A 21,366-nucleotide genomic window follows, 5' to 3' on the forward strand; every position below is an offset into this window, starting at 1 on the left:
CTCCAATGCTCACCCGCGACGAAGCCTGGCAGCTGCTCTGCGACTGGACGCCTTCCGAGAAACTGCGCACGCATGCCCGGGCCGTGGAGCTGGTGATGCGCGATCTTGCGGCGGGCCTGGGCCAGGACGTGGAGCGTTTCGGCCTGGCGGGTCTTCTGCATGATGCGGACTACGACTCGTGGCCGAGCGAGCATCCGAAGCGCATCGTCGCCTGGCTGCAGGAAAGGGGCGACGAGGACCTGGCCCACGCCATCAGCGCCCACTACACCCGCTGGAACGTCCCCTACGACAGCCTGCTGGACCAGGCCCTGCTGGCCTCGGATGAGATCACCGGCTTCGTCATGGCCTGCGCCCTGGTGCGCCCCACCCGCACCGAGGGGCTGGAGCCGAAGAGCGTGAAGAAGAAGCTCAAGGACAAGGCCTTCGCCGCAGGCGTGGACCGCCATGAAGTGGCCGAAGGGCTGCGCATGCTGATCGAGGCCGTAGGCGGCACCGAGGATGAGCACTTGGCCCGGATCATCGCCGTGCTGCACGGGCACCGGGTGGAGCTGGGCCTGGCCTAGGGCACGAAGGCCTCGCCCACGACCTCGGCCACCCGCCTCCGGCGCAGGATGAGCGTGCGGAGGTACTCCTGCTTTTCGAGGATGGCCTTTCGGCGCTGGGCCTCCTCCTGCGCCGACTTCGGAGCCTCCCCCACAGCGGAGAGCTGGCCCAGCTCGGCCCGGACCCTGGCCTCGGCAGCGGCCACCCGGATGACGCGGATCTCTCTGCGGCCGGAGGATGCACCCCAGTTGTTCTCGGTCCAGAGGGGCTCGACCGCAGCCTCGGCGAGCAGCACCCGCTCCCTGCCATCGGGGCCGGGCCTGCGTTCGAAGCGGACCCTCAGCGCGGCCCCGTCACGGCTGTCCCCCCCGGCCACGGGGAAGAGATCCGCCCGGTACATGCGGTCCTGGTTGCTGATGAAGTTGCCCAGCGAGTAGACCACCAGGGCCTTCCGGCCGCTGGATTCCAGCAGCTCCACGGGCTGGAGCACGTGCGGATGATGCCCCAGGATCAGGTCGCAACCAGCATCGACGAGGGCCCGGGCGATGTCCCTCTGCCGCTTCGTGGGGGTGTGCTGGTACTCGTTGCCCCAGTGCAGGCTGACCAGCACGAGGTCGGCCCGGCTCCGGGCCTCGCGGACCGCCTGGAGGGCCGGTTCGAGGTCCAGGGGGCGCACCCAGGGCTCGGTGGCCTTGCGGTTGAGGTCGAGGTTGAAGAGGTCGGTGAATCCGAGGCAGGCCACCCGGAGTCCCCGGCATTCGAGGATCGGCACGATCTCCGCCTGGACCCGGTCCTCACCGCTGCCGAGGGCCACCAGCCGCTCGGCCCGCAGGCGCTCCAGGGTCTCCCGGACGCCTTTGGGGCCCTGATCGAAAGCGTGGTTGTTCGCCGTGGCGAGCACGGTGAAACCACTGGCCCGGAGCGCGGCGGGCAGAGACTCCGGAGCGTTGAACTGGAAGGGCACGCCCGGCCTTCCGGTCCGCGGGGCGATGGGCGATTCCAGGTTGCCGAAGGAAAGGTCGGCCCCCTTGAACAGCGGGATCAGGTCGCCCCAGAGGGAGGGGAAGCCGTTGGGATCCACTTCGGCGGCCCGTTTTACATCCTGGTGCATGAGGATGTCGCCCACGGCCACCACCGTGAGGCTCGCCGGGGGCGCCGGTGGTGCGTCCACCTTACGCGAGCGGCAACCCACCAGGCCGAGCCCGAGCGCGAGCAGGGCCCGGAAGTGGCGCAGGCGCATCAGGCCCATTCCTCCGGGCCGTAGTACACCTCGACCGGCAGACCCGGGAGGCGACCGCGCAGGCTGGCCGCGATGGCATCCATCTCGAGGTGCCAGAGGGGCCTCGCATCCGGCTCCGGGGTGGGGCGGGCCACCGTATAGAGCTGGACGGCCTGCAGCTGTCCCCCGTGGTCGAGGATGTGCTCCAGCCTTCCGCAGTAGGCCTCGAGCTCGGCCTCGCTGGGGCCCTGTCCCTTCCAGTCGAGGAACAGGGTCTGGATCAGGATCGGCCAGCGGCGGGCCGTGGCCAGCAGGTTGTCGAGGATGCGCTGGAAGGGGATCTGGCTCCGGCAGATCTCCCGATAATAGGCCTCGGTCCCCGCATCCAGCTTGGCCCAGACTTCGCCCTCGTGGGCCATGAGGGTCTCCAGGCCCGTCACCACCTCGGGAGCCTGGAGCCGGCTGGAGTCCGTGATGAGCACCAGCTTCACCAGATCCAGACCCCGCTGGACCTTGAGACGGGCCACCCGGTCCACCACCGCGGCGAATTCCCGCGCCGTCGTGGGTTCGCCATCCCCGCTGAAGGCGATGTCGTTGAGGCGGCGCTGCTCCGGCCGCGCAGAGTCGAAGGGTGGGATCTGGTAGATCTCACCGCTGGTGGCCAGGTCGAGCAGCAGGCCCAGTTCCTCCACCAGCAGGTCCAGGTCCAGATCCTTCCGCTTGGGGGGCGTAAGGCGATCCACCTCGCAGTAGACGCAATCGAAATTGCAGACCTTGTCCGGGTTGAGGTTCACGCCCAGGCTGACCCCTCGGCTCCGGCGCGAGATCACGGGGTAGCAGTAGTCGAAATCCCGCCACACGCGCCGATGATCCAGGTGGGCCTTGATGAGATCCGTCATGCCACCAGCATACGCGAATCAGGACCTGTCCGCCCGCAACCCGGGGGGCCCATCGTGAGTCCCAGCCGCCGCCTGGACCATGTCCGGTTTCCAGAGAATGGGTTCCGGTCGAAGGGCCTCATCCACCGCCACCATGACGAATTCGCCACTGGTCACGTCGCGACGCAAGTCAGACACGGGCTCATAGACCTGCACGTTGATCTGCAGCGTCATGCTCGTGTTCCCCTGTCGGGCGATGGTCGCGAAGAACTCGATGATCTCCCCGGCCCGCACGGGGCTGTGGAAGCAGAGCTCGGATACCTTCAGCGTGAGGAAGCGCCGGTTGCGGGACATCAGCGACGCCGTGATGCCGGCCACCTTGTCCATGCGGGCCATCATGTCCCCGCCGAACATCGCCTCGTTCAGGGCGATGTCCATGTTCAGGACCATTTCGCGGGAGATCAGCATGGGGCGAGTACAACACGAACACCGCATCAGGACAGCAAAAAGGGCACCGGAAATGCACCGGTGCCCTTTTTGATCGGAAAGGACTTCGCTACTTCAGCCGCTCGGCCAGGGCCTTGCCCATGTCGGCGGGGCTCTGCACGACGGTGATGCCGGCGGCGGTGAGGGCCTTCATCTTCTCGGCGGCGGTGCCCTTGCCCCCGGAGATGATGGCGCCGGCGTGGCCCATGCGGCGGCCCGGAGGGGCCGTCTGGCCGGCGATGAAGGCCACCACGGGCTTGGTGACGTACTGCTTCACGAACTCCGCGGCCTCCTCCTCGGCGCTGCCGCCGATCTCGCCGATCATGATGATGGCGTGGGTGTCCGGATCGTCCTGGAACAGGCGCAGGGCATCGATGTGGCTGGTGCCGTTGACGGGGTCGCCGCCGATGCCGATGCAGGTGCTCTGGCCGATGCCCAGCGCCGTGAGCTGGCCCACGGCTTCATAGGTCAGGGTGCCGGAGCGGCTGACCACGCCCACGTGGCCCTGCTTGTGGATGCGGCCGGGCATGATGCCGATCTTGGCCAGGCCGGGGCTGATGATGCCCGGGCAGTTGGGGCCGATGAGGCGGCTCTTGGGGTAGTCGGGCAGGACGCGCTTCACCTTCACCATGTCGAGGACGGGAATGCCCTCGGTGATGCAGACGATGAGCTCGATGCCCGCTTCCAGGGCCTCCAGAATGGCGTCCGCCGCGCCCACGGGGGGCACGAAGATCATGGTGGCGTTGGCGCCGGTCTTGGCCACGGCGTCCTTCACGGTGTTGAAGACGGGGAAGCCCTCGATCTCGGTGCCGCCCTTGCCGGGAGTCACGCCGCCGACCACGTTGGTGCCGTAGTCGCGGGATCCCTTGGCGTGGAAGAGGCCTTCGCGGCCCGTGATGCCCTGGACGATGAGCTTGGTGTGGTTGCCCACGAGAACAGCCATGTCATACCTCTCTAGATTCGAATTCCGGTTCCGTGGATGGGCTACTTGATCGACGCCACGACTTTTTCGGCGGCATCCTTCAGGTCGGCGGCGACGATGAGGTTCAGGCCGCTCTCGGCCAGGATCTTCTTGCCCTCCTCGACGTTGGTGCCCTCGAGGCGCACCACCACCGGCACCTGGATGCCGATCTCCTTGGCGGCGTTGACGATGCCCGCGGCGACCACGTCACAGCGCATGATGCCGCCGAAGATGTTCACCAGCACGGCCTTCACGGCAGGATCCTGCAGGATGATCCGGAAGGCGTTCTTCACGGCATCCTCGGTGGCTCCACCGCCCACGTCCAGGAAGTTCGCAGGCGAGCCACCGTGGTACTTGATGATGTCCATGGTGCCCATGGCCAGGCCGGCGCCGTTCACCATGCAGCCGATCTGCCCGTCCAGCTTGATGAAGTTCAGGTTGAACTTGCTGGCCGCGATCTCCTCCTCGGCCTCTTCGTTGAGGTCCCGGAAGGCGAGCACGTCGGGGTGGCGGAACAGCGCGTTGTCGTCGAAGCCGATCTTGGCATCCAGCGCGGTGACCTCGCCGGTCTTGGTGATCACCAGGGGGTTGATCTCCACCATGGAGCAGTCCTTCTCCATGAAGAGCTTGTAGAGGTTCTGCAGGAACACCACGCCCTGCTTGAACGTGTCGCCTTCGAGGCCCAGGGCGAAGGCCACCTGGCGGGCCTGGAAGCCACTGAGGCCCAGGGCCGGGTCCACGGCCACCTTGACGATCTTCTCGGGGGTCTTCTCGGCGACCTCCTCGATCTCCACGCCACCCTCGGTGGAGGCCAGGATGGTTACGCGACTGGAGCCGCGGTCCACCAGGAAGCTCAGGTAGAGCTCCCGGGCGATGTCCACGGGTTTGGAGATGAACACCGTGTGGACCTTGCGCCCCTCGGCGCCGGTCTGCTTGGTGATGAGCTGCATGCCGAAGATGGCCTTGAACAGCTCGGCGGCCTTGTCGGGATCGTTCGCGAACTTCACACCCCCACCCTTGCCACGGCCCCCGGCATGGATCTGGGCCTTCACCACGCTGGCACCACCGTATTCCTTGGTGATCATGCGGGCCTCTTCCGCGTCCTGGGCGACCTTGCCGTCCGGCGTGGCCACTCTGTAGAGCCGAAGCAGTTCCTTGGCTTGGTATTCGTGGATGTTCATGCTCTCTCCAGGAAGGGTCGATCAACAGTTTACAGGCTGGATGCCCTAGCCCGAACCCCGAAGGCTGTGACCCGTGGCATCCTTTGAAGCTGGGGAAATACCGCCATGGCCCAATTGGATCGTCTGCTCACCCAGGTCATCACGAAAGCCGGCAGTCGCCTGGAACTGAAAGCCGACAAGAAGCCCCGCCTGGAACTGAAATCCGGCGAGGCCATCGATCTGCTGCCCAACCCCTTGCCCGCCGTGATGGTCGACGTGCTGGCTGGAGACGTGGTCCCTTCCGAACTCAAGGCCGCCTGGCAGAAGGACGGGCAGGCTGAGTTCGACCATGACCTGTCCGGGCAGTCCTTCCGGATCCGCCTCAGCCGGTACATGGACACGCCTCAGATCCAGGCGGAGTACCAGGGTCCCTCGCGCACTCCGGCCGCCCCGGCCCCCAAGCCCGCCGCAGCCATGGAGGTGGCGCCTGCCCCGAAGGCGCCTCCCGCGGTTGCTCCGGCCCCCACCGCAGCGCCCCGGCCCCAGGCCCCGAGAGTTGAGCCCATGTCCCGGAAAGCGCAGATTCACCCCCTGGCCGAGAAGCTCTTCGCGACCCTCCTGGAGAAGCAGGGCTCCGATCTGCACTGCACCACCCATGAGCCTCCCCTGGCCCGCATCCATGGCGACATGAAGGAGCTGGAGGGCTTCGGCAGGCTGGATTCCGCCACGCTCTTGGAGATGATGGAGGCCCTGGCCACGCCGGCCGTCTGGCAGCGTTTCGAGGAACACCACGATGCCGACTTCGCGTATGGCTACGAGGCAGGCGGCTGCCGGCTCCGGGTCAACTACTTCCACGACCGGGTTGGCCCCGGCCTGGTCTGCCGGGTCATCCCCAACCAGCTGCCGGACCCCGACAAGCTGGGCCTGTCAGACCCGGTGCGGCGCCTGGCCACCCTGTCCAAGGGACTCGTGCTGGTCACCGGCCCCACGGGCAGCGGCAAGTCGACCACCCTGGCGGCCATCGTGGATCTGGCCAACCAGAAGCGGAAGGACCACATCCTCACCATCGAGGATCCCATCGAGTTCGTCCATCCCCGCAAGGGCTGCCTGGTGAACCAGCGGGAAGTGGGCACCCACACGGACAGCTTCAAGAGCGGGCTGCGCGCGGCCCTCCGCGAAGATCCCGACGTGGTGCTGGTGGGCGAGATGCGCGACCTCGAGACCATCGCCATCGCCCTGGAGACGGCCGCCACCGGACATCTGGTCTTCGGCACCCTGCACACGAGCAGCGCCATCGGCACCATCGACCGCATCGTGGACCAGTTCCCCTCCGACCGGCAGCAGCAGATCCGCGTGATGCTTGCCGACGCGCTGAAGTGCGTGGTCAGCCAGGTCCTGCTGAAGAAGATCGGGGGCGGGCGGGTGGCGGCCCTGGAGACCCTCTTCGTCACCCCCGCCATCGCGAACCTCATGCGCGAGGGGAAGAATTTCCAGATCCCCAGTGCGATGCAGACGGGCCGCAGCTATGGCCAACGCCTCATGAACGACGCCCTGGTCGACCTGATCCAGGGGCGGAAGGTGGAGCCCATGGAGGCCTACCTCAAGTGCCCCGACAAGGAGACCTTCATCGCTGCCTGCAAGCGGGCCGGCATCCCCTTCGATTTGAGGCTCGGAGAGGTCGAGAGCTGAATCGCTACATGCTGCGCGAGAGCAGGGCCTCGGGGATCTCCCTCAACAATTCACCGGTGGCAGGTTCGCCCTGGACCCCCGTCACGTGGGCCACCGCATTGCCCGAGGCGCGCGTGGCCAGCTCCCGGGTCTCGGCCAGGGCGTCGTGCTTCTCGATGAGGGCGCGGAGCTTGATCTCCTCCACCTCGGGGATGGGCACCTCCTCGCCACGGTCCCAGATGGTGCGGATCAGGGGGCGCACCTCGTCCGGCGCCTTCTCCAGCAGGGTGAGCATGGGCAGGGTGAGCTTGCCTTCGCGCAGGTCGCTGAAGGCCGGCTTGCCCAGCTGGGCGCTGGTGGCCGTGTAGTCCAGCAGGTCGTCGATGAGCTGGAAGGCTCGCCCCACCTCCAATCCGTAGCCACGCATGGCCAGGCAGTCGGCCTCGCTGCGGCCCGTGAGGACCGCTCCGGTTTCGGTGCAGCCGCTGAAGAGCAGCGCGGTCTTCCGCTCCTGGATGTCGAAGTAGTCCTTGCGGCTGGTATCGAGCTTGAAGAGCACGTCGTTCTGGATGAGCTCGCCCTCGGTCATGCGCGTGGTGACCTGGGCCAGGATCTCCATCATCCGCCAGCTGCGGCAGGCGATGGCCTCGTCCATGGCCACCAGGTAGAGCAGGTCGCCGAAGAGCACGGTCAGCGTGTTGCCCCAGAGGCGGTTGAGGGTGGGCATGCCGCGGCGGAGCTGCGCGTGGTCGATGACGTCGTCGTGCACCAGGGTGGCCGTGTGGATCAGCTCGAAGACGGCTCCGAAGCGGACGTCATCGTCGCCCTGCGCGCCGCAGAACCGCGAGGAGAGCATCACCAGGGCCGGCCGCAGGCGCTTGCCCTGCCCGCCCCGCACGTGGTCCGCCAGCTTCTGGACCACCTCCACGTCGCTCTGCAGGATGCGCTGCAGCTCCGCCTCCACGCCCGCCAGCTTGGGGGCGATGGGCAGGAAGTAGCGGGAGAGGTCGAGCCGTGACATCAGGTCAGCCGCGGTAGTTGGTGAACTGCAGGTCCAGGCCCTGGTCGTCCTTCTTGAACAGGGCGATGACCTCCTGCAGGTCGTCGCGGCTCTTGCCGCTCACCCGCAGCTGGTCGCCCTGGATGCTGGCCTGCACCTTGATCTTCGAATCCTTGATGGCCTTGATGAGCCCCTTGGCCTTCTCCACCGGGATGCCCTGCTGGATGGTGACCTCCTGGCGGACGCTGCCCTTGGCCGCGGGCTCGAGCTTGCCGTAGGTCATGCTCCGGATGCTGACGCCACGCTTGTGCAGCTTGGTCTGCAGCACGTCGATCACGGCCTTCAGCTTCACCTCGTCGTCGCTGTTGAGGACGAGCACCTTGTCGTCCTTCAGCTCGATCTTCGAGACCGACCCCTTGAAGTCGTAGCGCTGGCCAATCTCCTTCATGGCCTGGGAGACGGCGTTCTTCACCTCGTCCAGGTCCACCTTGCACACGACATCGAAGGAACATTCACTGGCCATGGGGCGCTCCTCAACTGGATCCAGCACTCAGACTAGCGCCTCGGCTGTGTTTAGGAAAAGGCGGGGACGGGAACTCACGGCTTCGCCCCACCGCCGAGGCTCCGGAAGAAGGCCACGGTGCTGAGGCGGAAGCCCACCAGCATCACGGCCTCGTCCTTGCCGTGGGCGCCCTTGTTGACGGATCCCTCCATGTAGAAGTCGCCGCTGGCCCCCTGGGAGCCGAACTGCGTGAGCACCACCCGGCCCCTCATGTAGATCCGGTCCTGGTAACGGAACAGGGGATCGCGGAGGTAGGACCACTCCGCGAAGGAGCCCTTGAAGGCCCCCTCCTCCTGGCGCGTGGTGACGCCCACCTTGAAGCGGTTCCGGAACTCGTCCCGCGAGGTGGCATTGAGATCCGACTGGTTCACGGGCTGGCTGAAGCCCACCACGCCGGCGGAGCCCACCACGCCCCAGCTCACCCGCTCCGTCAGGGTCTTCATCCACCAGAGCCCGACCTCCCCATGGAAATGCCCGCTCGACGTGATGACGTTGAGGGTTTCCGACGTCTCGAAGCTGGAGGACTGGAAGGCCAGGGTGCTGAACACCTCCCACCAGGTGTCCTGGGCCGGCCGGCGGAAGGTCTGGCGGATGTCCAGGGCCACGAAGGGGCGGGACTTGGAGAAGAAGGAACCCTTCTGGTCCTGCTCGCTGAAGAGGCTGGAGAACTGGAAGCCGCCGTACAGATCCACCTTGAGCTCGTCGGCGTCGAGCTTCAGGGGGTCATCCTCCCAGCGCCTCCGGGCGATGACCTTGTCCATCTCGCGGAAGTCGGCCAGCATCCGGGCCTGGCCGTCCACCAGGGACTGGGCCTGGAGCAGGTTCGCGGAGCCTTCCCGTTCCAGCGTGTTCCGCAGGGACTGGGCCTGCTGGAGACCCCGCTCCACCTCGAAGATGCGCTGCTGCAGCTCCCGCTGCTTGGCGCGCAGGGACTTGAAGAAGGCCTTGCGATCCGGTCCGGCCAGCGCCCGGACCGCGGCATCCAGCTCGGCTTCGAACCGGGTGTTGGGAGCCCCCGCGATCTGGCATGGGGGAATGGCGGGCATGGGTGCCTGCGCCATCAGCAGCGTGGCCCCGAGGCCAAAGAGGGCGCGCCGGATCACGTCAGGCCTCCAGTCTTCGCAGCAGGTCGGGCCAGCCTTCCCAGAGGCTGAGGAACTGGAAGGCGCTCAAAACCAGGGCATGGTGGATCTCGCCGCGCCGCATGAGGGCCTGCCATTCCGGCCAGGAACAGGCCCAGACCTGGAGTTCCTCCGCCGGATCCAGCTCGAGATCCCCGGCCGGGTCGCAGTCCAGCGCCAGGAAGGTGTGGCAGCGGTTGTTCTGGGTGGCGGGATTGGGGGTGCAGGCGCCCAGGGCCACCCAGTGCTCCGAGGCGAAGCCCGTCTCCTCCCGGAGCTCGCGCCGCGCGGCCTCTCCCGGAGCCTCACCGGCATCGCAGCCACCGCCGGGGATCTCCAGGGTGGCCGCGTCGATGCCGTGCCGGAACTGCTCGACCACCAGGAGCTCACCCGCCCGCGTGAAGGCCACGACGTTGACCCAGTCAGGGCCCTGGAGCCGGTAGAAGGCATGCTCGCGGCCGGTGTGGGGGCTCCGCCGCTGGGCGACGATCTGGCGGAAGAGCCGGGAATCCTGGCGCACGCTCTCCGATTCCTGGACCCAGGGCACGGCCGGATCGAACCCCTCGGGATGGCGGTGCAGCAATTTCATCAGTACCTCGGCACCGTGGGATCCATCCGGCTGTAGGCATCGATGCCACCGGCGAGGTGCGCCAGATCCGCAAAGCCCACGCCCTTGAGGAAGCGCAGGGCCTGCAGGCTGCGCATGCCGTGGTGGCAGTAGGCGGCCAGGGGCCGGCCCGGATCCAGCTCCGCGACGCGATCCGCCAGCTCGCCCAGGGGGATGAGCAGCGCCCCGGGCAGGTGGGCCCGGTCGTACTCCCAGGGTTCCCGCACGTCGAGGATCTGCACGAGGGCGGGATCCAGGGCCTTGAAGGCGGCCGGGTCGAGGTGGGGGCCGGCCTCAAACACGGGAGAGCCCCTCCCGGTTCAGGACCCGGCTGCAGATGTGGTGGGTGATGATGTCCAGGGCCGTGCGGTTCTCCACGCCCGTGGGGACGATCAAGTCGGCCCACCGCTTGCTGGGCTCGACGAACTCGAGGTGCATGGGCCGCACGCTGTTCTCGTACTGGTCCATGACGCTCTCCAGGCTCCGTCCCCGCTCGCGGGTGTCCCGCCGGATGCGCCGCAGGATCCGGATGTCGGCGTCGGTGTCCACGAAGACCTTCACGTCCAGCAACTCCCGGAGTTCCTGCAGCGCGAAGAGTAGCAGGCCCTCCAGGATGACGACCTGGCCCGGCGGGATCGGTTCCTCCCAGCCGGTGCGGTCCGACAGGGTGAAGTCGTACCGGGGTTTGCGGATGGGTTCCCCCCGGTGTAGCGCGGACAGGTGGGCGGCCATCAGCTCCAGGTCGAAGGCGTGGGGGTGGTCCCAGTTCACGGGCCTGCCGTCGAAGCGGCCCTTCACCACCTCCAGCGGCGCGTAGTAGGCGTCCATGTCCTGCAGCATCGCGGCGACCCCCTGCTCCCGCAGCCGCTTCACCAGTTCCGCTGCCACGGAGGTCTTGCCGCTGCCGGACCCCCCAACGATGCCCACCAGCATCGGCCTGTCCGTCATGACGCCCCCCTTGTTCCCATCCTACTTCAAGCCGGGCCCGAGCTCTGCTATGGTTCGGACCATGCGCCATCGCCGCTTCGCCCCTGCCCTGGCCCTCCTGCTGCTGGCCACCGGGTGCAGCTCCGAGGATCCCAGGCTGCCGGCCAACCTCTACGAAGAGGCCCGGAAGCTCAACCTCGAAGGCCGGAGCCTCGAAGCCCGGGCCATGATGAAGCAGCTGGTCGAGCGCTACCCCGAATCCGAAGCCGCCCAGCAGGCCAAGCGGGACCTCTACCTCATCGAGGCCTTCGTGAACCGGGACATGGCCGACCGCCAGAAGCAGGTCCGCGCCGCCATGAAGCGCATCACCGATGCCCTGATCCGCTACCGTACCAAGCGCAGCGAGTACCCCCTGGCCCTGGGGGAGCTGGTGCCCGAATACCTCGACCAGCTGCCGGAGACCCCCTGGGGGCATCCGTTCCTCTACCGGCCCTACGTCACCCGCCCCATCGAGGAACTCCAGGTCAAGCGGGGGCCGGCGAAGCAGAAGTTCAACACCAAGCTCGACGGCTACTACCTGCTCTGTCTCGGCACCGACCTCCAGCCCGGCGGCGAGGGCATGGCCGCCGACATCCTCATCAAGGATGGGGCCCTCCTGAGCGAGAGCGCCTTCCCCCCCATCCCGCAGCCGCAGCCTATTCGCTGAGGTTCCAGTCAGCCATGAGACATGACTGCGCACTTTGTGCGCAGTTATCAAAATGCGGCCGATCGGCCGCATTTTGCAGGTGTTGCCCCGGCGTTGGGTCTACTTCACTCCCCAATCCAGGATCACCTTCCCGCTCTGCCCGCTGCGCATGGCATCGAAGCCCTTCTGGAAGTCGTCGATGCCGTAGTGGTGGGTGATGACGGGGGTGATGTCCAGGCCACTCTGGACCATGGCGGCCATCTTGTACCAGGTCTCGAACATCTCCCGGCCGTAGATGCCCTTCAGGATGAGCCCCTTGAAGATCACCTGGCTCCAGTCCACGGCGCAGTCACCGGGCAGGATGCCCAGCAGGGCGATGCGGCCCCCGTGGTGCATGGCCTCCAGCATGGATTCGAAGGCGTTGCGGTTGCCACTCATCTCCAGGCCCACATCGAAGCCCTCGGTCATGCCCAGGTCCTTCATGACCTCGGGGAGGCTCTTCTTGATGGGGTTCACGGCCACGGTGGCGCCCATCTTCCGGGCCAGGTCGAGCCGGTACTCGTTCACGTCCGTGATGACCACGTGCCGGGCGCCCACGTGCTTGGCGATGGCCACGGCCATGATGCCGATGGGACCGGCGCCGGTGATCAGCACGTCCTCGCCCACCAGGTCGAAGCTGAGGGCTGTGTGGGCGGCGTTGCCGTAGGGATCGAAGATGGCGGCCACGTCATCGGGCACGTTGTCCGGCACCTTGAAGACATTGAAGGCGGGGATGGAGAGGTACTCCGCGAAGGAGCCCGTGCGGTTCACGCCCACGCCGAAGGTGTTGCGGCAGAGGTGGCGCTTGCCCGCGCGGCAGTTGCGGCAGTGGCCGCAGGTGATGTGGCCCTCGCCGCTGACCCGGTCCCCGGGCTGGTAGCCCTCGACCTCGGCCCCCACCTGCTCGATGACGCCGACGTACTCGTGGCCCACCACCATGGGCACGGGAATGGTCTTCTGGGCCCATTCATCCCAGTTGTAGATGTGGACGTCCGTGCCGCAGATGGCGCTCTTGTGGACCCGGATCAGCACATCGTTGGGTCCCACCTCCGGCATGGGGGCCTCTCCCATCCAGATGCCTTCCTCGCGCTTGGTCTTCAACAGGGCTCGCATGCGGACCTCCAACCGGACCATTTCATCATCAAGATCAAGCCGGACCAACTTTTGCCATTCCAACCTTGACGATCCGTGAAAGTCGCCGATAAGGTTCTATCAGGCCATCCCATGACCCTTTCCCACCAGCGGTTCAACCGCAATACCAATCGGCTCCCTCGCGCGGATCGCGCGTGGGCCGGCAAGGGTCTCTCCTAAGATTCCTGACACCCCGGACCACCCCGATTCGCGAAGGCGGATCGGGGTTCTTTCTTTTTGGAGCCAAGATGTGCGGCATCGTCAGCATCCTCAACCTGGACCCCGTCAAGTCCCCCCTGGCCGACCTGCGCCGGCAGGCGCTGGCCATGGCCCGCAAGATCCGCCACCGGGGCCCGGACTGGAGCGGCATCTTCAGCGATGACCACGCGATCCTCGTCCACGAGCGCCTCTCCATCGTGGATGTGGAGCACGGGGCCCAGCCTCTCGTCGACACCCTCCAGGGCACGGTGCTGGCGGTCAACGGCGAGATCTACAACCACCAGGAGCTGCGGCACGGCCTGCGGGAGACCCACGACTTCCAGACCCTCTCGGACTGCGAGGTGATCCTCTACCTCTACGACGAGCTCAAGCCCCGCGACTTCCTCAACCGCATGAACGGGATCTTCGCCTTCGTGCTCTACGATCCCAAGCGCGAGACCTACCTCATCGCCCGGGATCCCATCGGCGTCATTCCCCTCTACGTGGGCTGGGACCGCCACGACCACCTCTACGTCGCCTCGGAGATGAAGGCCCTCGTGGGTCACTGCGAGCGCATCCGCGAGGTGCCGCCAGGCCACTACTTCCTGGGTCACGAGGCCGACAAGGGGTTCCAGCGCTACTACGAGCCCGACTGGGCGGCGCCGGGCCATGTCCCCTCGGAGCCCTACGACCCCGCTAAACTCCGCGCCGCCCTGGAGGCCGCCGTGCGGCGCCAGCTCATGTGCGACGTGCCCTACGGCGTGCTCATCTCCGGCGGCGTGGATTCGTCGCTCGTCTCGGCCATCGCCGCCCAGTACCGGGAAGGACGCGTGGAGGAGGGCGGCTCGGCCCCGGCCTGGTGGCCCCGGATCCACTCCTTCGCCATCGGCCTGAAGGGCGCGCCGGACCTGGCTCCCGCCCGGCTGGTGGCCGAGCACATCGGCGCCATCCACCACGAGATCCACTTCACCGTGCAGGAGGGCCTGGACGCCCTCTCTGACGTGATCCACCACGTCGAGACCTTCGACGTCACCACCATCCGGGCCTCGACGCCCATGTACCTCCTCATGCGGAAGATCCGCGCCATGGGCATCAAGATGGTGCTGTCCGGTGAAGGCGCGGACGAGATCTTCGGCGGCTACCTCTACTTCCACAAGGCGCCGGACGGACCGGAGCTCCATTTCGAGACGGTGCGCAAGCTCCAGAAGCTGCACCTCTACGACTGCGCCCGCGCCAACAAGTCCAGCGCCGCCTGGGGCGTGGAGGCACGCGTCCCCTTCCTGGACCGGGAGTTCCTGGACGTGGCCATGCGCATGGATCCCTCCGTGAAGCTGCCCCGGAACGCCGCCCGCCCCCGCCCCATCGAGAAGTTCCCCCTGCGCCAGGCCTTCGACGGCTTCATCCCCGACGAGGTGCTCTGGCGCCAGAAGGAACAGTTCTCCGATGGCGTGGGCTACGCCTGGATCAACGCCCTCAAGGCCACGGCCGAGCGGGAGATCAGCGACGGCATGATGGCCGGGGCCGCGGAGCGCTTCCCCGTGAAGACCCCCGAGACCAAGGAAGCCTACTTCTACCGCCAACTTTTCGAACATCACTTCCCCAGCGCCACCGCCGTGAACTGCGTGCCCTACGAGCGCAGCGTGGCCTGCAGCACGGAGACGGCCCTCCGCTGGGACGCCTCCTTCGCCAAGATGACCGATCCCTCCGGCCGGGCCGTCATGGACGTCCACGATCAGGGCTACCAGGAGTCCGGGAAGGCGTGAGGCAAGCGCGGAGCCGCGCTATCATGCCCCACACCGGATCGCACCCATGACCCATCCCCCCGAACAACGCCGCTACCGCCGCGTCCCCATCGCCTACGAAGTGAAGCTGATCGTCGAAGAACGCATGATCAGCTTCCCTTCTGCCATCGACCTCAGCCTGGGGGGCATCCTGGTGGACGGGCGCAGCCCGCTGCCCGTCGGCACCAACTGCGGCGTGGCCATCCTGCTCGGGGCCGGGAGCCCAGGGAAGCGGATCGTGACCCGGGGTATGGTGGTGAGGGCCGATGACCGGGGCATTGCCATCGCGTTCTCCAAGACCCTCGATCCCGGCAGCGTGGAATCGCTCAAGGCCCTGATCCATTCCCTGGACCCGGGTGCGGAGGAACCCTGCGGACCACCGGAACACCCCGCCCCACCCCGTCCCGGCCTGCGAAACCCGTAGGCGCACCGGCCATGGAGAAGAACATGCTGGCCCCTGAGATTTCGCTGGCCCACCTGCTGGACCGGATCAAGCCCGGCTCGTCCCGGCACGCCGACATCGTCGAAGGCTGGGAGCCCCCGGCCTTCGAGGACTACGAGGCCATCCGGCTCTGGCTGAGGGAATCCGTGATGAGCGCCACCCTGTTCGAGCGGTTCCCGGACGGGCGCTGGACCATCCAGCTGCTGCTGAAGGAGCAGAATCCCGGCACCTACCGGTACATCGTGCTCTGATCCGGATGATGCGACCCGTGCCCTCCAAGCTCAGCGCCACCTCGGCCCGCATGCTGGCCCTGGCCGGGTTTGCGGGCCTGGCGGCCCTGCTGTCCAATGCCCTGCAGCCGCCCTCCCGGCACCTGGCCTGGTCGGGGTTCCGTCCCCCCAGCCCGATTTCACCACCAGGAAACGTGGCCCCCCCCGAGCCGCCGGTGCCCGCCAAGGCGCCGACCCTGCCCCTGAGCCCGACCCCTCCCATCCGCCCTGCGGCGCTCCCCATTCCCAGACCAGGCGTCGAAGCAGCCCCACCACCCGCGGCCCCCTCGAGCCCCATCCAGGAGATCACCAGCCAGGAGGCCTGGAAAGCCTTCCAGGCCGGCCTGCCCTTCCTCGATGCCCGGCGGAGCGTGGACTACGCCGCCGGCCATGTCGCCGGAGCCTGGTGTTCCCCAGTCTGGGAATCGGATCTGGAGGACCGGCTCCTCGCCTTCAAGGCCGCCCGGCGGCCGGGTCCCGAGGATCCCATCGTCATCTACTGCAGCGGCGGGGACTGCCGGGATTCCCACCTCCTCGCAGAGCGACTCCTGGGCGAGGGCTACTTCCACCTGCTCATCTACCGGGATGGTTTCCCCGACTGGGTGGCCCAGAAGCACCCGGTGGAGAAGGGCCAGCCATGAGGGCCTGGCTGCGCCATCCCAGCGTGACCCTGGCCGCCCGCCTCATCCTCGGCCTGGTCTTCATCGCCGCCGCCCTGCCCAAGCTCGCGGATCCGCCGGCCTTCGCCAAGGCCATCTGGGGTTATGCCCTGTTCCCGGGCTGGAGCCTGAGTCCGCTGGCCCTCGTCCTGCCCTGGCTGGAGATGTTCTGCGGGCTGGCCCTCTGCCTGGGCATCTGGACCCGGGCAGCCGCCCTGTGGCTCGGGGCGCTGCTCCTGTCCTTCTGCCTGGCCCTCGGTTTCAACCTGGCACGCCGCCATCCGGTGGACTGCGGCTGCTTCGGCGGGGCCGCCCCCAAGACCGAGACCGAGCGCCTCGCCGACATGCGCTGGCTGATCCTGCGCGACGCGGCCCTGCTCCTGCTGGTCGCACACCTGCTCACGGCGACCCGGAATAGAAAAGGAATGGGGAATTAAGCGGAGAAACCTCCGCTTATCACATTCCTTTCCCCTCCAACTACGAGATGACGCCCAGTTCGCGGCCCACCTTGGTGAAGGCGGCAATGGCATGGTCCAGGTCGGCGCGGGTGTGGGCGGCGCTCATCTGGGCGCGGATGCGGGCCAGGCCCTTGGGCACCACGGGGAAGAAGAAGCCGATGACGTAGACGCCCTCGTCGAGCAGGCGCTTGGCGAACTCCTGGGCCAGGGGGGCCTCGTAGAGCATGACGGGCACGATGGGGTGCTCGCCGGGCAGCAGCTTGAAGCCGGCCTGCTCCATGCCAGCCCGGAAGTAGCGGGCGTTCTCGTGCACCTGCTTGATGAGGCCCTGGCTGTTCTTGAGCAGGTCCAGCACCTTCAGCGTGGCGGCCACGATGGTGGGGGCCACGGAGTTCGAGAACAGGTACGGACGGGCCTTCTGCCGCAGCCAGTCGATGGCCACCTGCCTGCCGGCGATGTAGCCGCCCGAGGCGCCGCCGAGGGCCTTGCCGAAGGTGCCCGTCATGAAGTCCACCCGGCCCATGACCCCGCAGTGTTCGTGCGTGCCGCGGCCATTGGCGCCCATGAAGCCCACGGCATGGCTGTCGTCCACCATCACCATGGCGCCGAATCGCTCGGCCAGGTCGCAGATCTCGCCCAGCTTGGCGATGTAGCCGTCCATGCTGAACACCCCATCGGTCACCACCAGCTTGAAGCGCGCGCCCGCCTCGTCGGCGGCCTTGAGCTGGGCTTCCAGGTCGGCCATGTCGGAGTTGGCGTAGCGGAAGCGCTTGGCCTTGCAGAGGCGGATGCCATCGATGATGGAGGCGTGGTTGAGGGCGTCGCTGATGATGGCGTCCTCCTCCCCCAGCAGGCCCTCGAAGATGGCGCCGTTGGCATCGAAGCAGCTGGAGTACAGCTGGGTGTCCTCGAAACCCAGGAAGGCGGCCAGCTTCTGCTCCAGCTCCCGGTGGATGTCCTGGGTGCCGCAGATGAAGCGCACCGAGGCCATGCCGAAGCCGTGGGCGTCCATGACCCCCCTGGCCGCCCGGATGACCTCGGGGTGGTTGGCCAGGCCCAGGTAGTTGTTGGCGCAGAGGCAGATGACGTCCCGCCCGTTGGCCTGCATCTGGGGCTGCTGGGGCGAGGTGATGACCCGCTCGGTCTTGTAGAGCCCGGCCTCCTTCAGCAGCTCGATCTCGCGGTTGAGGTGGGTCAGGTAGGCGGAATTCACGGGGATCTCCTATCATCAGAGGCTTGATAGGATACTGCGGGGTTGTGTGACGGCGAGGCCGTCGTCCCAACCTCTTTGCGAACTGGAAAGGAATCCCATGCGCCGCCTCGTGCTCCTCCCCGTCCTCCTGCTCACCCTCGCCTGCAGCTCCAAGCTGGAACGCAGCAAGGCCGAGGACCTGATCCGCAAGGACTATCCGGTGGTCGTTCCGGTGACGGTGCCGGAAAAGGCCACGGCTGAAAAGGGCTCCCCCGCCCACCTGCGGCTCACGACCCTGAAGGAGAACCTCGAGGCGAGCGGCTGGTTCACCTGCGAGCTCAGGACCGAGGGAGGCCAGGAGGTTTTCACCTTCCGGCTGAAGCCCGATGCCCCCAAGGCCATCAAGGCCGCGCCGAAGGGCGGGTTCATCATGCCGGCGGCCGAAGCCACCTTCGTCCGCGTCACCAAGATGGACCCCACCCGGGAAGGGGTCCGGGTCATGTACGAGATCCGCCTGGAGAAGCCCACGGCCCAGTTCTCCCTCTTCCAGGCCCTGCACCAGGACGTGAAGGTGGGCCAGACCAAGATCCGCTACGCCACCTTCGAGAAGAAGAAGGGCGCCTGGGAGCTCACGGGCACCGACGAGGTCTTCCGCAAGGCGGAGTGACCGGCGTTACAGCCTCGTGACTTGGGAGATCCCCTGGCCTCCAGTAGCCTTGAGACCATCGAGGTTCCTTTGGATCACAGTCCCGCCTTTCGTCTGCGCCGGTTTCTGAACTGGTTTCCCCTGGGGCTGACTTATGCGGCCATGTACATGGGCCGCTACAACTTCAACATCGTCAAGAACGACATCGGCGCCTGGTACCACCTGGACAAGGCGCAGATGGGCCTCATCGCCTCCGCGGGGTTCTGGACCTACGGCCTGGCCGTGGCCCTCAACGGCCCCATCGCCGACCGCATCGGCGGCCGCAAGGCCATCCTGGTGGGCTCCCTCGGCGCGGCCCTGCTGAACCTGCTCATCGGGTTCATGTTCCTGAACGGGGACGCGTCCAAGGTGCTGGTCAGCATGAGCCTGCTCTGGAGCCTGAACATGTACTTCCAGAGCTTCGGGGCCCTCTCCGTGGTCAAGGTGAACAGCACCTGGTTCCACGTGCAGGAGCGCGGGGTCTTCGGCGGCATCTTCGGCATCATGATCAGCTCGGGCTACTTCCTGGCCACCACCATCGGCGCCTGGCTCCTGGCCAGCTTCCGCAGCTGGACGGTCATCTGGTTTGTGCCCGCCGCCGCCATGACCACGATGTTCGTCATCGACTGGTTCCTGGTGCGCAACCGTCCCAGCCATGCCGGCCAGGCGGACTTCGACACCGGCGACGGCTCCAACGCCGCCTCCGCCGAGGACGCCCCCCTGCCCCTGGGCGACCTCTTCCGGAAGGTCTTCCACAACCCGGTGATCGTGGCCCTGATCTTCGCGGAGTTCTGCACGGGCTTCGTGCGGCAGGGGGTGATGCTCTACTTCACCGAGTACCTCCAGGAGGTCTACCACCTCGGCAAGAAGGACCACCTCTTCTGGTGGACCGGCATCGCCTTCATGGGCGGTGGCATCCTGGGCGGCCTGCTCTGCGGCTGGATGAGCGACAAGCTGTTCCAGTCCCGGCGCCCCCCCGTGGCCTTCCTCTTCTATCTGGTGCAGGTGGCCATGCTGGGTCTGCTGGGCATGACGCTGGGCCAGGGCAGCACGGGTGGCCAGGTCTGGGCCGTGATCCTGCTGGGCCTCACGGCCATGTTCATCTTCGGTGTCCACGGTATGCTCAGCGGCACCGCCAGCATGGACTTCGGCGGCCGCAAGGCGGCGGCCTCCGTGGCCGGCGCCCTGGACGGCATCCAGTACATCGGCTCGGGCCTCACGGGCTTCGGCCTGGGCTGGGTCCTCAAGACCTACGGCTGGGACGGGACACCTCTCCTCGCAGGGGCGGGCACCCACGGCCACCAGCCTGCGAATGCCTGGATCTGGGTGGGCTGCATCATCCCCTTCAGCCTCATCGGCGCCTTCATCATGACCCGCATCTGGAACGCCAAGGCCGGCGCCGGGGCGCACTGAAGCCAAATAATTAACCGCGAATGACGCGAATCTCCCTTCGGTCGCGCGAATGGCGAACCATCCTGCTTTCAACTCCGTTTAAGGGGCCACAGGCCCAGGCGGCCCATCCCCGCCGTTTTCGCGCCCATTCGCGCCATTCGCGGTTCCAATGCTTTCAGCCCGTGTGGTGCCCCGCTCCAGGGGCATGGATCCTGCGACTAATGGAAAAGGTTCAAATTACCTCGTCGCCAGCTGATCGAAGGCCGCCTTCAGCCCGCCATGGATGGCCTGCACGTCGGCGGGCTTCCACTGCTTCTGGTCTTCGCGGACGAAGGTGGTGAGGTCGCCGCGGTTGTCGAAGCGGGCCACGGGCAGGTGGTAGACCTTCGTCTCGTAGCGATCACCGGCCGGCACGATGCGCTCCACGCGGATGGTACCGGGGCGGTCGCTCTGCTCCATGAGCCAGGCCATGTCGTCGGTGCCGTACTGGCCCAGCATCACCTCCATGGGCACGCTGTGGTGCAGGATGCTGCCCTGGCCGTCGGGACGCCCCCGCTCGATGTTCTTGCGGCGGCTTTCCGTGGGATCCACCCAGACGTAGAGCACCGCCGCCTTCTCCAGGATGGCGGGCGAGAGCGTCTGGAAGGCCGTGTCGTAGCCGTGGGGCGGGCAGAGGGGGAAGGCGGAGCCATGGGCGCCGCCCCGGGCGGCCTCGATGACCAGGGTGCGCCCGGTCTTGTCCTGGGCGTTCTGGCGGTTCAGCACGTCCAGCTCGGCCCGGCACTCGGCCTCCAGGGCCTCGGCCATGCGCACCCGGATGCGATGCGGGATGTCCCCCAGGGGCTGGGACAGGCCCACCTTGGCATGCGCCGCATCCAGGCGGTCGAAGAGGTGCTGGGCGGCGCTGGACACTTCGACCTGGCGGCTGGCCATGAGGTTGGCGTAGTCCTCGTTCAGCAGCTCGATGAGCACGGCCCAGGTCCAGTTGTCGCGGAAGGGGCGGTTCGGCCCGTGGTAGTAGGCATAGCCCAGACCGTTCGCCTTCAGCTCGTCGTCGATGCGGTGCATGAGGTGCACATACGGGTAGTCATCCAGCTGCAGCGTGGGTCCCATGTGGAAGTCGTCCCGGCACTGGTCCGGCGTAAGGCTGGCCAGGTAGCGGCGCACCTCCGACTTGCCCGAGGCGGGCAGGCTGAAGAGCAGGATCGTATCGAGCAGCTGGGTCATGGGGCTCCACCGTGCGAATCCTCAAGCATGCCATGGCTCGAACGAACAGAAATCACGGAAGCAAGGAACCCGCGGA

General features: G+C 67.1%; 24 protein-coding genes. 10 read left to right on the forward strand and 14 right to left on the reverse strand.

Going from position 1 to position 21,366, the window contains the following annotated elements:
• Positions 1 to 5: 5 nt before the first annotated feature.
• Positions 6 to 563, forward strand: a complete 558-nt coding sequence (locus QOZ81_RS08735) for an HD domain-containing protein (RefSeq protein ID WP_291198844.1) — start codon at positions 6 to 8, stop codon at positions 561 to 563.
• Here the strand turns inward: QOZ81_RS08735 and QOZ81_RS08740 are convergent.
• The 5 genes from QOZ81_RS08740 to sucC form a co-directional block, all read right to left on the reverse strand.
• The gene (locus QOZ81_RS08740; protein ID WP_291198842.1) at positions 560 to 1,792 is read right to left on the reverse strand and encodes a CapA family protein; all 1,233 of its coding nucleotides are present in this window, start codon (positions 1,790 to 1,792) and stop codon (positions 560 to 562) included. The two genes, QOZ81_RS08735 and QOZ81_RS08740, sit on opposite strands and share 4 nt — an antisense overlap.
• Positions 1,783 to 2,661, reverse strand: coding sequence for a radical SAM protein (locus QOZ81_RS08745; protein WP_291198840.1), 879 nt, complete (start codon positions 2,659 to 2,661; stop codon positions 1,783 to 1,785). Before QOZ81_RS08745 ends, QOZ81_RS08740 begins: the two co-directional genes overlap by 10 nt.
• Positions 2,662 to 2,679: 18 nt before the next feature.
• Positions 2,680 to 3,108 carry an acyl-CoA thioesterase gene (locus QOZ81_RS08750; RefSeq protein WP_291198838.1) on the reverse strand — a complete coding sequence of 143 codons (429 nt, stop codon included), beginning with the start codon at positions 3,106 to 3,108 and terminating at the stop codon, positions 2,680 to 2,682.
• Between the two features lie 88 nt (positions 3,109 to 3,196).
• On the reverse strand, positions 3,197 to 4,069 hold the full coding sequence (sucD, locus tag QOZ81_RS08755; RefSeq protein ID WP_291198836.1) for a succinate--CoA ligase subunit alpha: 873 nt from the start codon (positions 4,067 to 4,069) through the stop codon (positions 3,197 to 3,199).
• 41 nt (positions 4,070 to 4,110) lie between these two features.
• Positions 4,111 to 5,268: an ADP-forming succinate--CoA ligase subunit beta gene (gene sucC / locus QOZ81_RS08760; RefSeq protein ID WP_291198835.1), complete on the reverse strand. Its 1,158-nt coding sequence runs from the start codon at positions 5,266 to 5,268 to the stop codon at positions 4,111 to 4,113.
• 105 nt (positions 5,269 to 5,373) lie between these two features.
• On the opposite strand from sucC, the gene QOZ81_RS08765 reads away from it, so the two are divergent.
• Positions 5,374 to 6,936: a type IV pilus twitching motility protein PilT gene (locus tag QOZ81_RS08765; protein WP_291198833.1), complete on the forward strand. Its 1,563-nt coding sequence runs from the start codon at positions 5,374 to 5,376 to the stop codon at positions 6,934 to 6,936.
• A 4-nt stretch (positions 6,937 to 6,940) separates the two neighbouring features.
• Here QOZ81_RS08765 and QOZ81_RS08770 read toward each other — a convergent pair whose 3' ends face one another.
• From QOZ81_RS08770 to udk, 6 genes are all read right to left on the reverse strand, one after another.
• Complete coding sequence (locus QOZ81_RS08770; protein ID WP_291198831.1) at positions 6,941 to 7,936, reverse strand: polyprenyl synthetase family protein; 996 nt, start codon at positions 7,934 to 7,936, stop codon at positions 6,941 to 6,943.
• Between the two features lie 4 nt (positions 7,937 to 7,940).
• On the reverse strand, positions 7,941 to 8,438 hold the full coding sequence (locus QOZ81_RS08775; RefSeq protein ID WP_291198829.1) for a YajQ family cyclic di-GMP-binding protein: 498 nt from the start codon (positions 8,436 to 8,438) through the stop codon (positions 7,941 to 7,943).
• A gap of 74 nt (positions 8,439 to 8,512) precedes the next feature.
• Positions 8,513 to 9,580 carry a hypothetical protein gene (locus QOZ81_RS08780; protein WP_291198827.1) on the reverse strand — a complete coding sequence of 356 codons (1,068 nt, stop codon included), beginning with the start codon at positions 9,578 to 9,580 and terminating at the stop codon, positions 8,513 to 8,515.
• Position 9,581: 1 nt separating this feature from the next.
• The gene (locus tag QOZ81_RS08785; protein ID WP_291198825.1) at positions 9,582 to 10,187 is read right to left on the reverse strand and encodes an NUDIX hydrolase; all 606 of its coding nucleotides are present in this window, start codon (positions 10,185 to 10,187) and stop codon (positions 9,582 to 9,584) included.
• Complete coding sequence (locus QOZ81_RS08790) at positions 10,187 to 10,507, reverse strand: rhodanese-like domain-containing protein (protein WP_291198824.1); 321 nt, start codon at positions 10,505 to 10,507, stop codon at positions 10,187 to 10,189. The genes QOZ81_RS08785 and QOZ81_RS08790 overlap by 1 nt, the downstream gene beginning before the upstream one ends.
• Positions 10,500 to 11,153, reverse strand: coding sequence for a uridine kinase (gene udk / locus QOZ81_RS08795; RefSeq protein ID WP_291198822.1), 654 nt, complete (start codon positions 11,151 to 11,153; stop codon positions 10,500 to 10,502). Before udk ends, QOZ81_RS08790 begins: the two co-directional genes overlap by 8 nt.
• 61 nt (positions 11,154 to 11,214) lie before the next feature.
• Between udk and QOZ81_RS08800 the strand changes: the two genes are divergently transcribed.
• The gene (locus QOZ81_RS08800; protein WP_291198820.1) at positions 11,215 to 11,838 is read left to right on the forward strand and encodes a hypothetical protein; all 624 of its coding nucleotides are present in this window, start codon (positions 11,215 to 11,217) and stop codon (positions 11,836 to 11,838) included.
• A gap of 99 nt (positions 11,839 to 11,937) precedes the next feature.
• Here QOZ81_RS08800 and tdh read toward each other — a convergent pair whose 3' ends face one another.
• Positions 11,938 to 12,969 carry an L-threonine 3-dehydrogenase gene (gene tdh, locus QOZ81_RS08805; RefSeq protein ID WP_291198818.1) on the reverse strand — a complete coding sequence of 344 codons (1,032 nt, stop codon included), beginning with the start codon at positions 12,967 to 12,969 and terminating at the stop codon, positions 11,938 to 11,940.
• Between the two features lie 266 nt (positions 12,970 to 13,235).
• On the opposite strand from tdh, the gene asnB reads away from it, so the two are divergent.
• The 5 genes from asnB to QOZ81_RS08830 are packed head-to-tail and all read left to right on the forward strand — an operon-like array spanning position 13,236 to position 16,773.
• Positions 13,236 to 14,948, forward strand: a complete 1,713-nt coding sequence (gene asnB, locus QOZ81_RS08810) for an asparagine synthase B (RefSeq protein ID WP_291198816.1) — start codon at positions 13,236 to 13,238, stop codon at positions 14,946 to 14,948.
• Between the two features lie 46 nt (positions 14,949 to 14,994).
• Entirely contained in the window at positions 14,995 to 15,390 is a 396-nt protein-coding gene (locus QOZ81_RS08815) for a PilZ domain-containing protein (RefSeq protein ID WP_291198814.1), read from the forward strand.
• A gap of 23 nt (positions 15,391 to 15,413) precedes the next feature.
• Positions 15,414 to 15,659, forward strand: a complete 246-nt coding sequence (locus QOZ81_RS08820; protein WP_291198812.1) for a hypothetical protein — start codon at positions 15,414 to 15,416, stop codon at positions 15,657 to 15,659.
• Positions 15,660 to 15,676: 17 nt separating this feature from the next.
• Positions 15,677 to 16,318 (forward strand): rhodanese-like domain-containing protein, encoded by a 642-nt coding sequence (locus QOZ81_RS08825; RefSeq protein WP_291198810.1) that lies wholly within the window; start codon positions 15,677 to 15,679, stop codon positions 16,316 to 16,318.
• Positions 16,315 to 16,773, forward strand: coding sequence for a MauE/DoxX family redox-associated membrane protein (locus tag QOZ81_RS08830; RefSeq protein ID WP_291198808.1), 459 nt, complete (start codon positions 16,315 to 16,317; stop codon positions 16,771 to 16,773). Before QOZ81_RS08825 ends, QOZ81_RS08830 begins: the two co-directional genes overlap by 4 nt.
• A gap of 40 nt (positions 16,774 to 16,813) precedes the next feature.
• On the opposite strand, the gene QOZ81_RS08835 is transcribed toward QOZ81_RS08830, so the two are convergent.
• Positions 16,814 to 18,007, reverse strand: coding sequence for a glycine C-acetyltransferase (locus QOZ81_RS08835; protein WP_291198805.1), 1,194 nt, complete (start codon positions 18,005 to 18,007; stop codon positions 16,814 to 16,816).
• Positions 18,008 to 18,104: 97 nt separating this feature from the next.
• Between QOZ81_RS08835 and QOZ81_RS08840 the strand changes: the two genes are divergently transcribed.
• Complete coding sequence (locus QOZ81_RS08840; protein WP_291198803.1) at positions 18,105 to 18,653, forward strand: hypothetical protein; 549 nt, start codon at positions 18,105 to 18,107, stop codon at positions 18,651 to 18,653.
• Positions 18,654 to 18,722: 69 nt separating this feature from the next.
• Positions 18,723 to 20,084 (forward strand): MFS transporter, encoded by a 1,362-nt coding sequence (locus QOZ81_RS08845; RefSeq protein ID WP_291198801.1) that lies wholly within the window; start codon positions 18,723 to 18,725, stop codon positions 20,082 to 20,084.
• A 216-nt stretch (positions 20,085 to 20,300) separates the two neighbouring features.
• Here the strand turns inward: QOZ81_RS08845 and QOZ81_RS08850 are convergent, their stop codons facing one another.
• Positions 20,301 to 21,290 carry a hypothetical protein gene (locus QOZ81_RS08850; protein ID WP_291198799.1) on the reverse strand — a complete coding sequence of 330 codons (990 nt, stop codon included), beginning with the start codon at positions 21,288 to 21,290 and terminating at the stop codon, positions 20,301 to 20,303.
• Between the last annotated feature and the right edge of the window lie 76 nt (positions 21,291 to 21,366).

Origin of the sequence: Geothrix sp. (assembly GCF_030219325.1) — a bacterium.
Classification (GTDB): Bacteria; Acidobacteriota; Holophagae; order Holophagales; family Holophagaceae; genus Geothrix.

Excerpts from the sequence above, each read along its gene's own strand:
- QOZ81_RS08735 (WP_291198844.1), top strand. The coding sequence starts at position 6 with ATGCTCACCCGCGACGAAGCCTGGCAGCTGCTCTGCGACTGGACGCCT.
- QOZ81_RS08740 (WP_291198842.1), bottom strand. The coding sequence starts at position 1,792 with ATGGGCCTGATGCGCCTGCGCCACTTCCGGGCCCTGCTCGCGCTCGGG.
- QOZ81_RS08745 (WP_291198840.1), bottom strand. The coding sequence starts at position 2,661 with ATGACGGATCTCATCAAGGCCCACCTGGATCATCGGCGCGTGTGGCGG.
- QOZ81_RS08750 (WP_291198838.1), bottom strand. The coding sequence starts at position 3,108 with ATGCTGATCTCCCGCGAAATGGTCCTGAACATGGACATCGCCCTGAAC.
- sucD (WP_291198836.1), bottom strand. The coding sequence starts at position 4,069 with ATGGCTGTTCTCGTGGGCAACCACACCAAGCTCATCGTCCAGGGCATC.
- sucC (WP_291198835.1), bottom strand. The coding sequence starts at position 5,268 with ATGAACATCCACGAATACCAAGCCAAGGAACTGCTTCGGCTCTACAGA.
- QOZ81_RS08765 (WP_291198833.1), top strand. The coding sequence starts at position 5,374 with ATGGCCCAATTGGATCGTCTGCTCACCCAGGTCATCACGAAAGCCGGC.
- QOZ81_RS08770 (WP_291198831.1), bottom strand. The coding sequence starts at position 7,936 with ATGTCACGGCTCGACCTCTCCCGCTACTTCCTGCCCATCGCCCCCAAG.
- QOZ81_RS08775 (WP_291198829.1), bottom strand. The coding sequence starts at position 8,438 with ATGGCCAGTGAATGTTCCTTCGATGTCGTGTGCAAGGTGGACCTGGAC.
- QOZ81_RS08785 (WP_291198825.1), bottom strand. The coding sequence starts at position 10,187 with ATGAAATTGCTGCACCGCCATCCCGAGGGGTTCGATCCGGCCGTGCCC.
- udk (WP_291198822.1), bottom strand. The coding sequence starts at position 11,153 with ATGACGGACAGGCCGATGCTGGTGGGCATCGTTGGGGGGTCCGGCAGC.
- QOZ81_RS08800 (WP_291198820.1), top strand. The coding sequence starts at position 11,215 with ATGCGCCATCGCCGCTTCGCCCCTGCCCTGGCCCTCCTGCTGCTGGCC.
- tdh (WP_291198818.1), bottom strand. The coding sequence starts at position 12,969 with ATGCGAGCCCTGTTGAAGACCAAGCGCGAGGAAGGCATCTGGATGGGA.
- asnB (WP_291198816.1), top strand. The coding sequence starts at position 13,236 with ATGTGCGGCATCGTCAGCATCCTCAACCTGGACCCCGTCAAGTCCCCC.
- QOZ81_RS08815 (WP_291198814.1), top strand. The coding sequence starts at position 14,995 with ATGACCCATCCCCCCGAACAACGCCGCTACCGCCGCGTCCCCATCGCC.
- QOZ81_RS08820 (WP_291198812.1), top strand. The coding sequence starts at position 15,414 with ATGCTGGCCCCTGAGATTTCGCTGGCCCACCTGCTGGACCGGATCAAG.
- QOZ81_RS08830 (WP_291198808.1), top strand. The coding sequence starts at position 16,315 with ATGAGGGCCTGGCTGCGCCATCCCAGCGTGACCCTGGCCGCCCGCCTC.
- QOZ81_RS08840 (WP_291198803.1), top strand. The coding sequence starts at position 18,105 with ATGCGCCGCCTCGTGCTCCTCCCCGTCCTCCTGCTCACCCTCGCCTGC.
- QOZ81_RS08850 (WP_291198799.1), bottom strand. The coding sequence starts at position 21,290 with ATGACCCAGCTGCTCGATACGATCCTGCTCTTCAGCCTGCCCGCCTCG.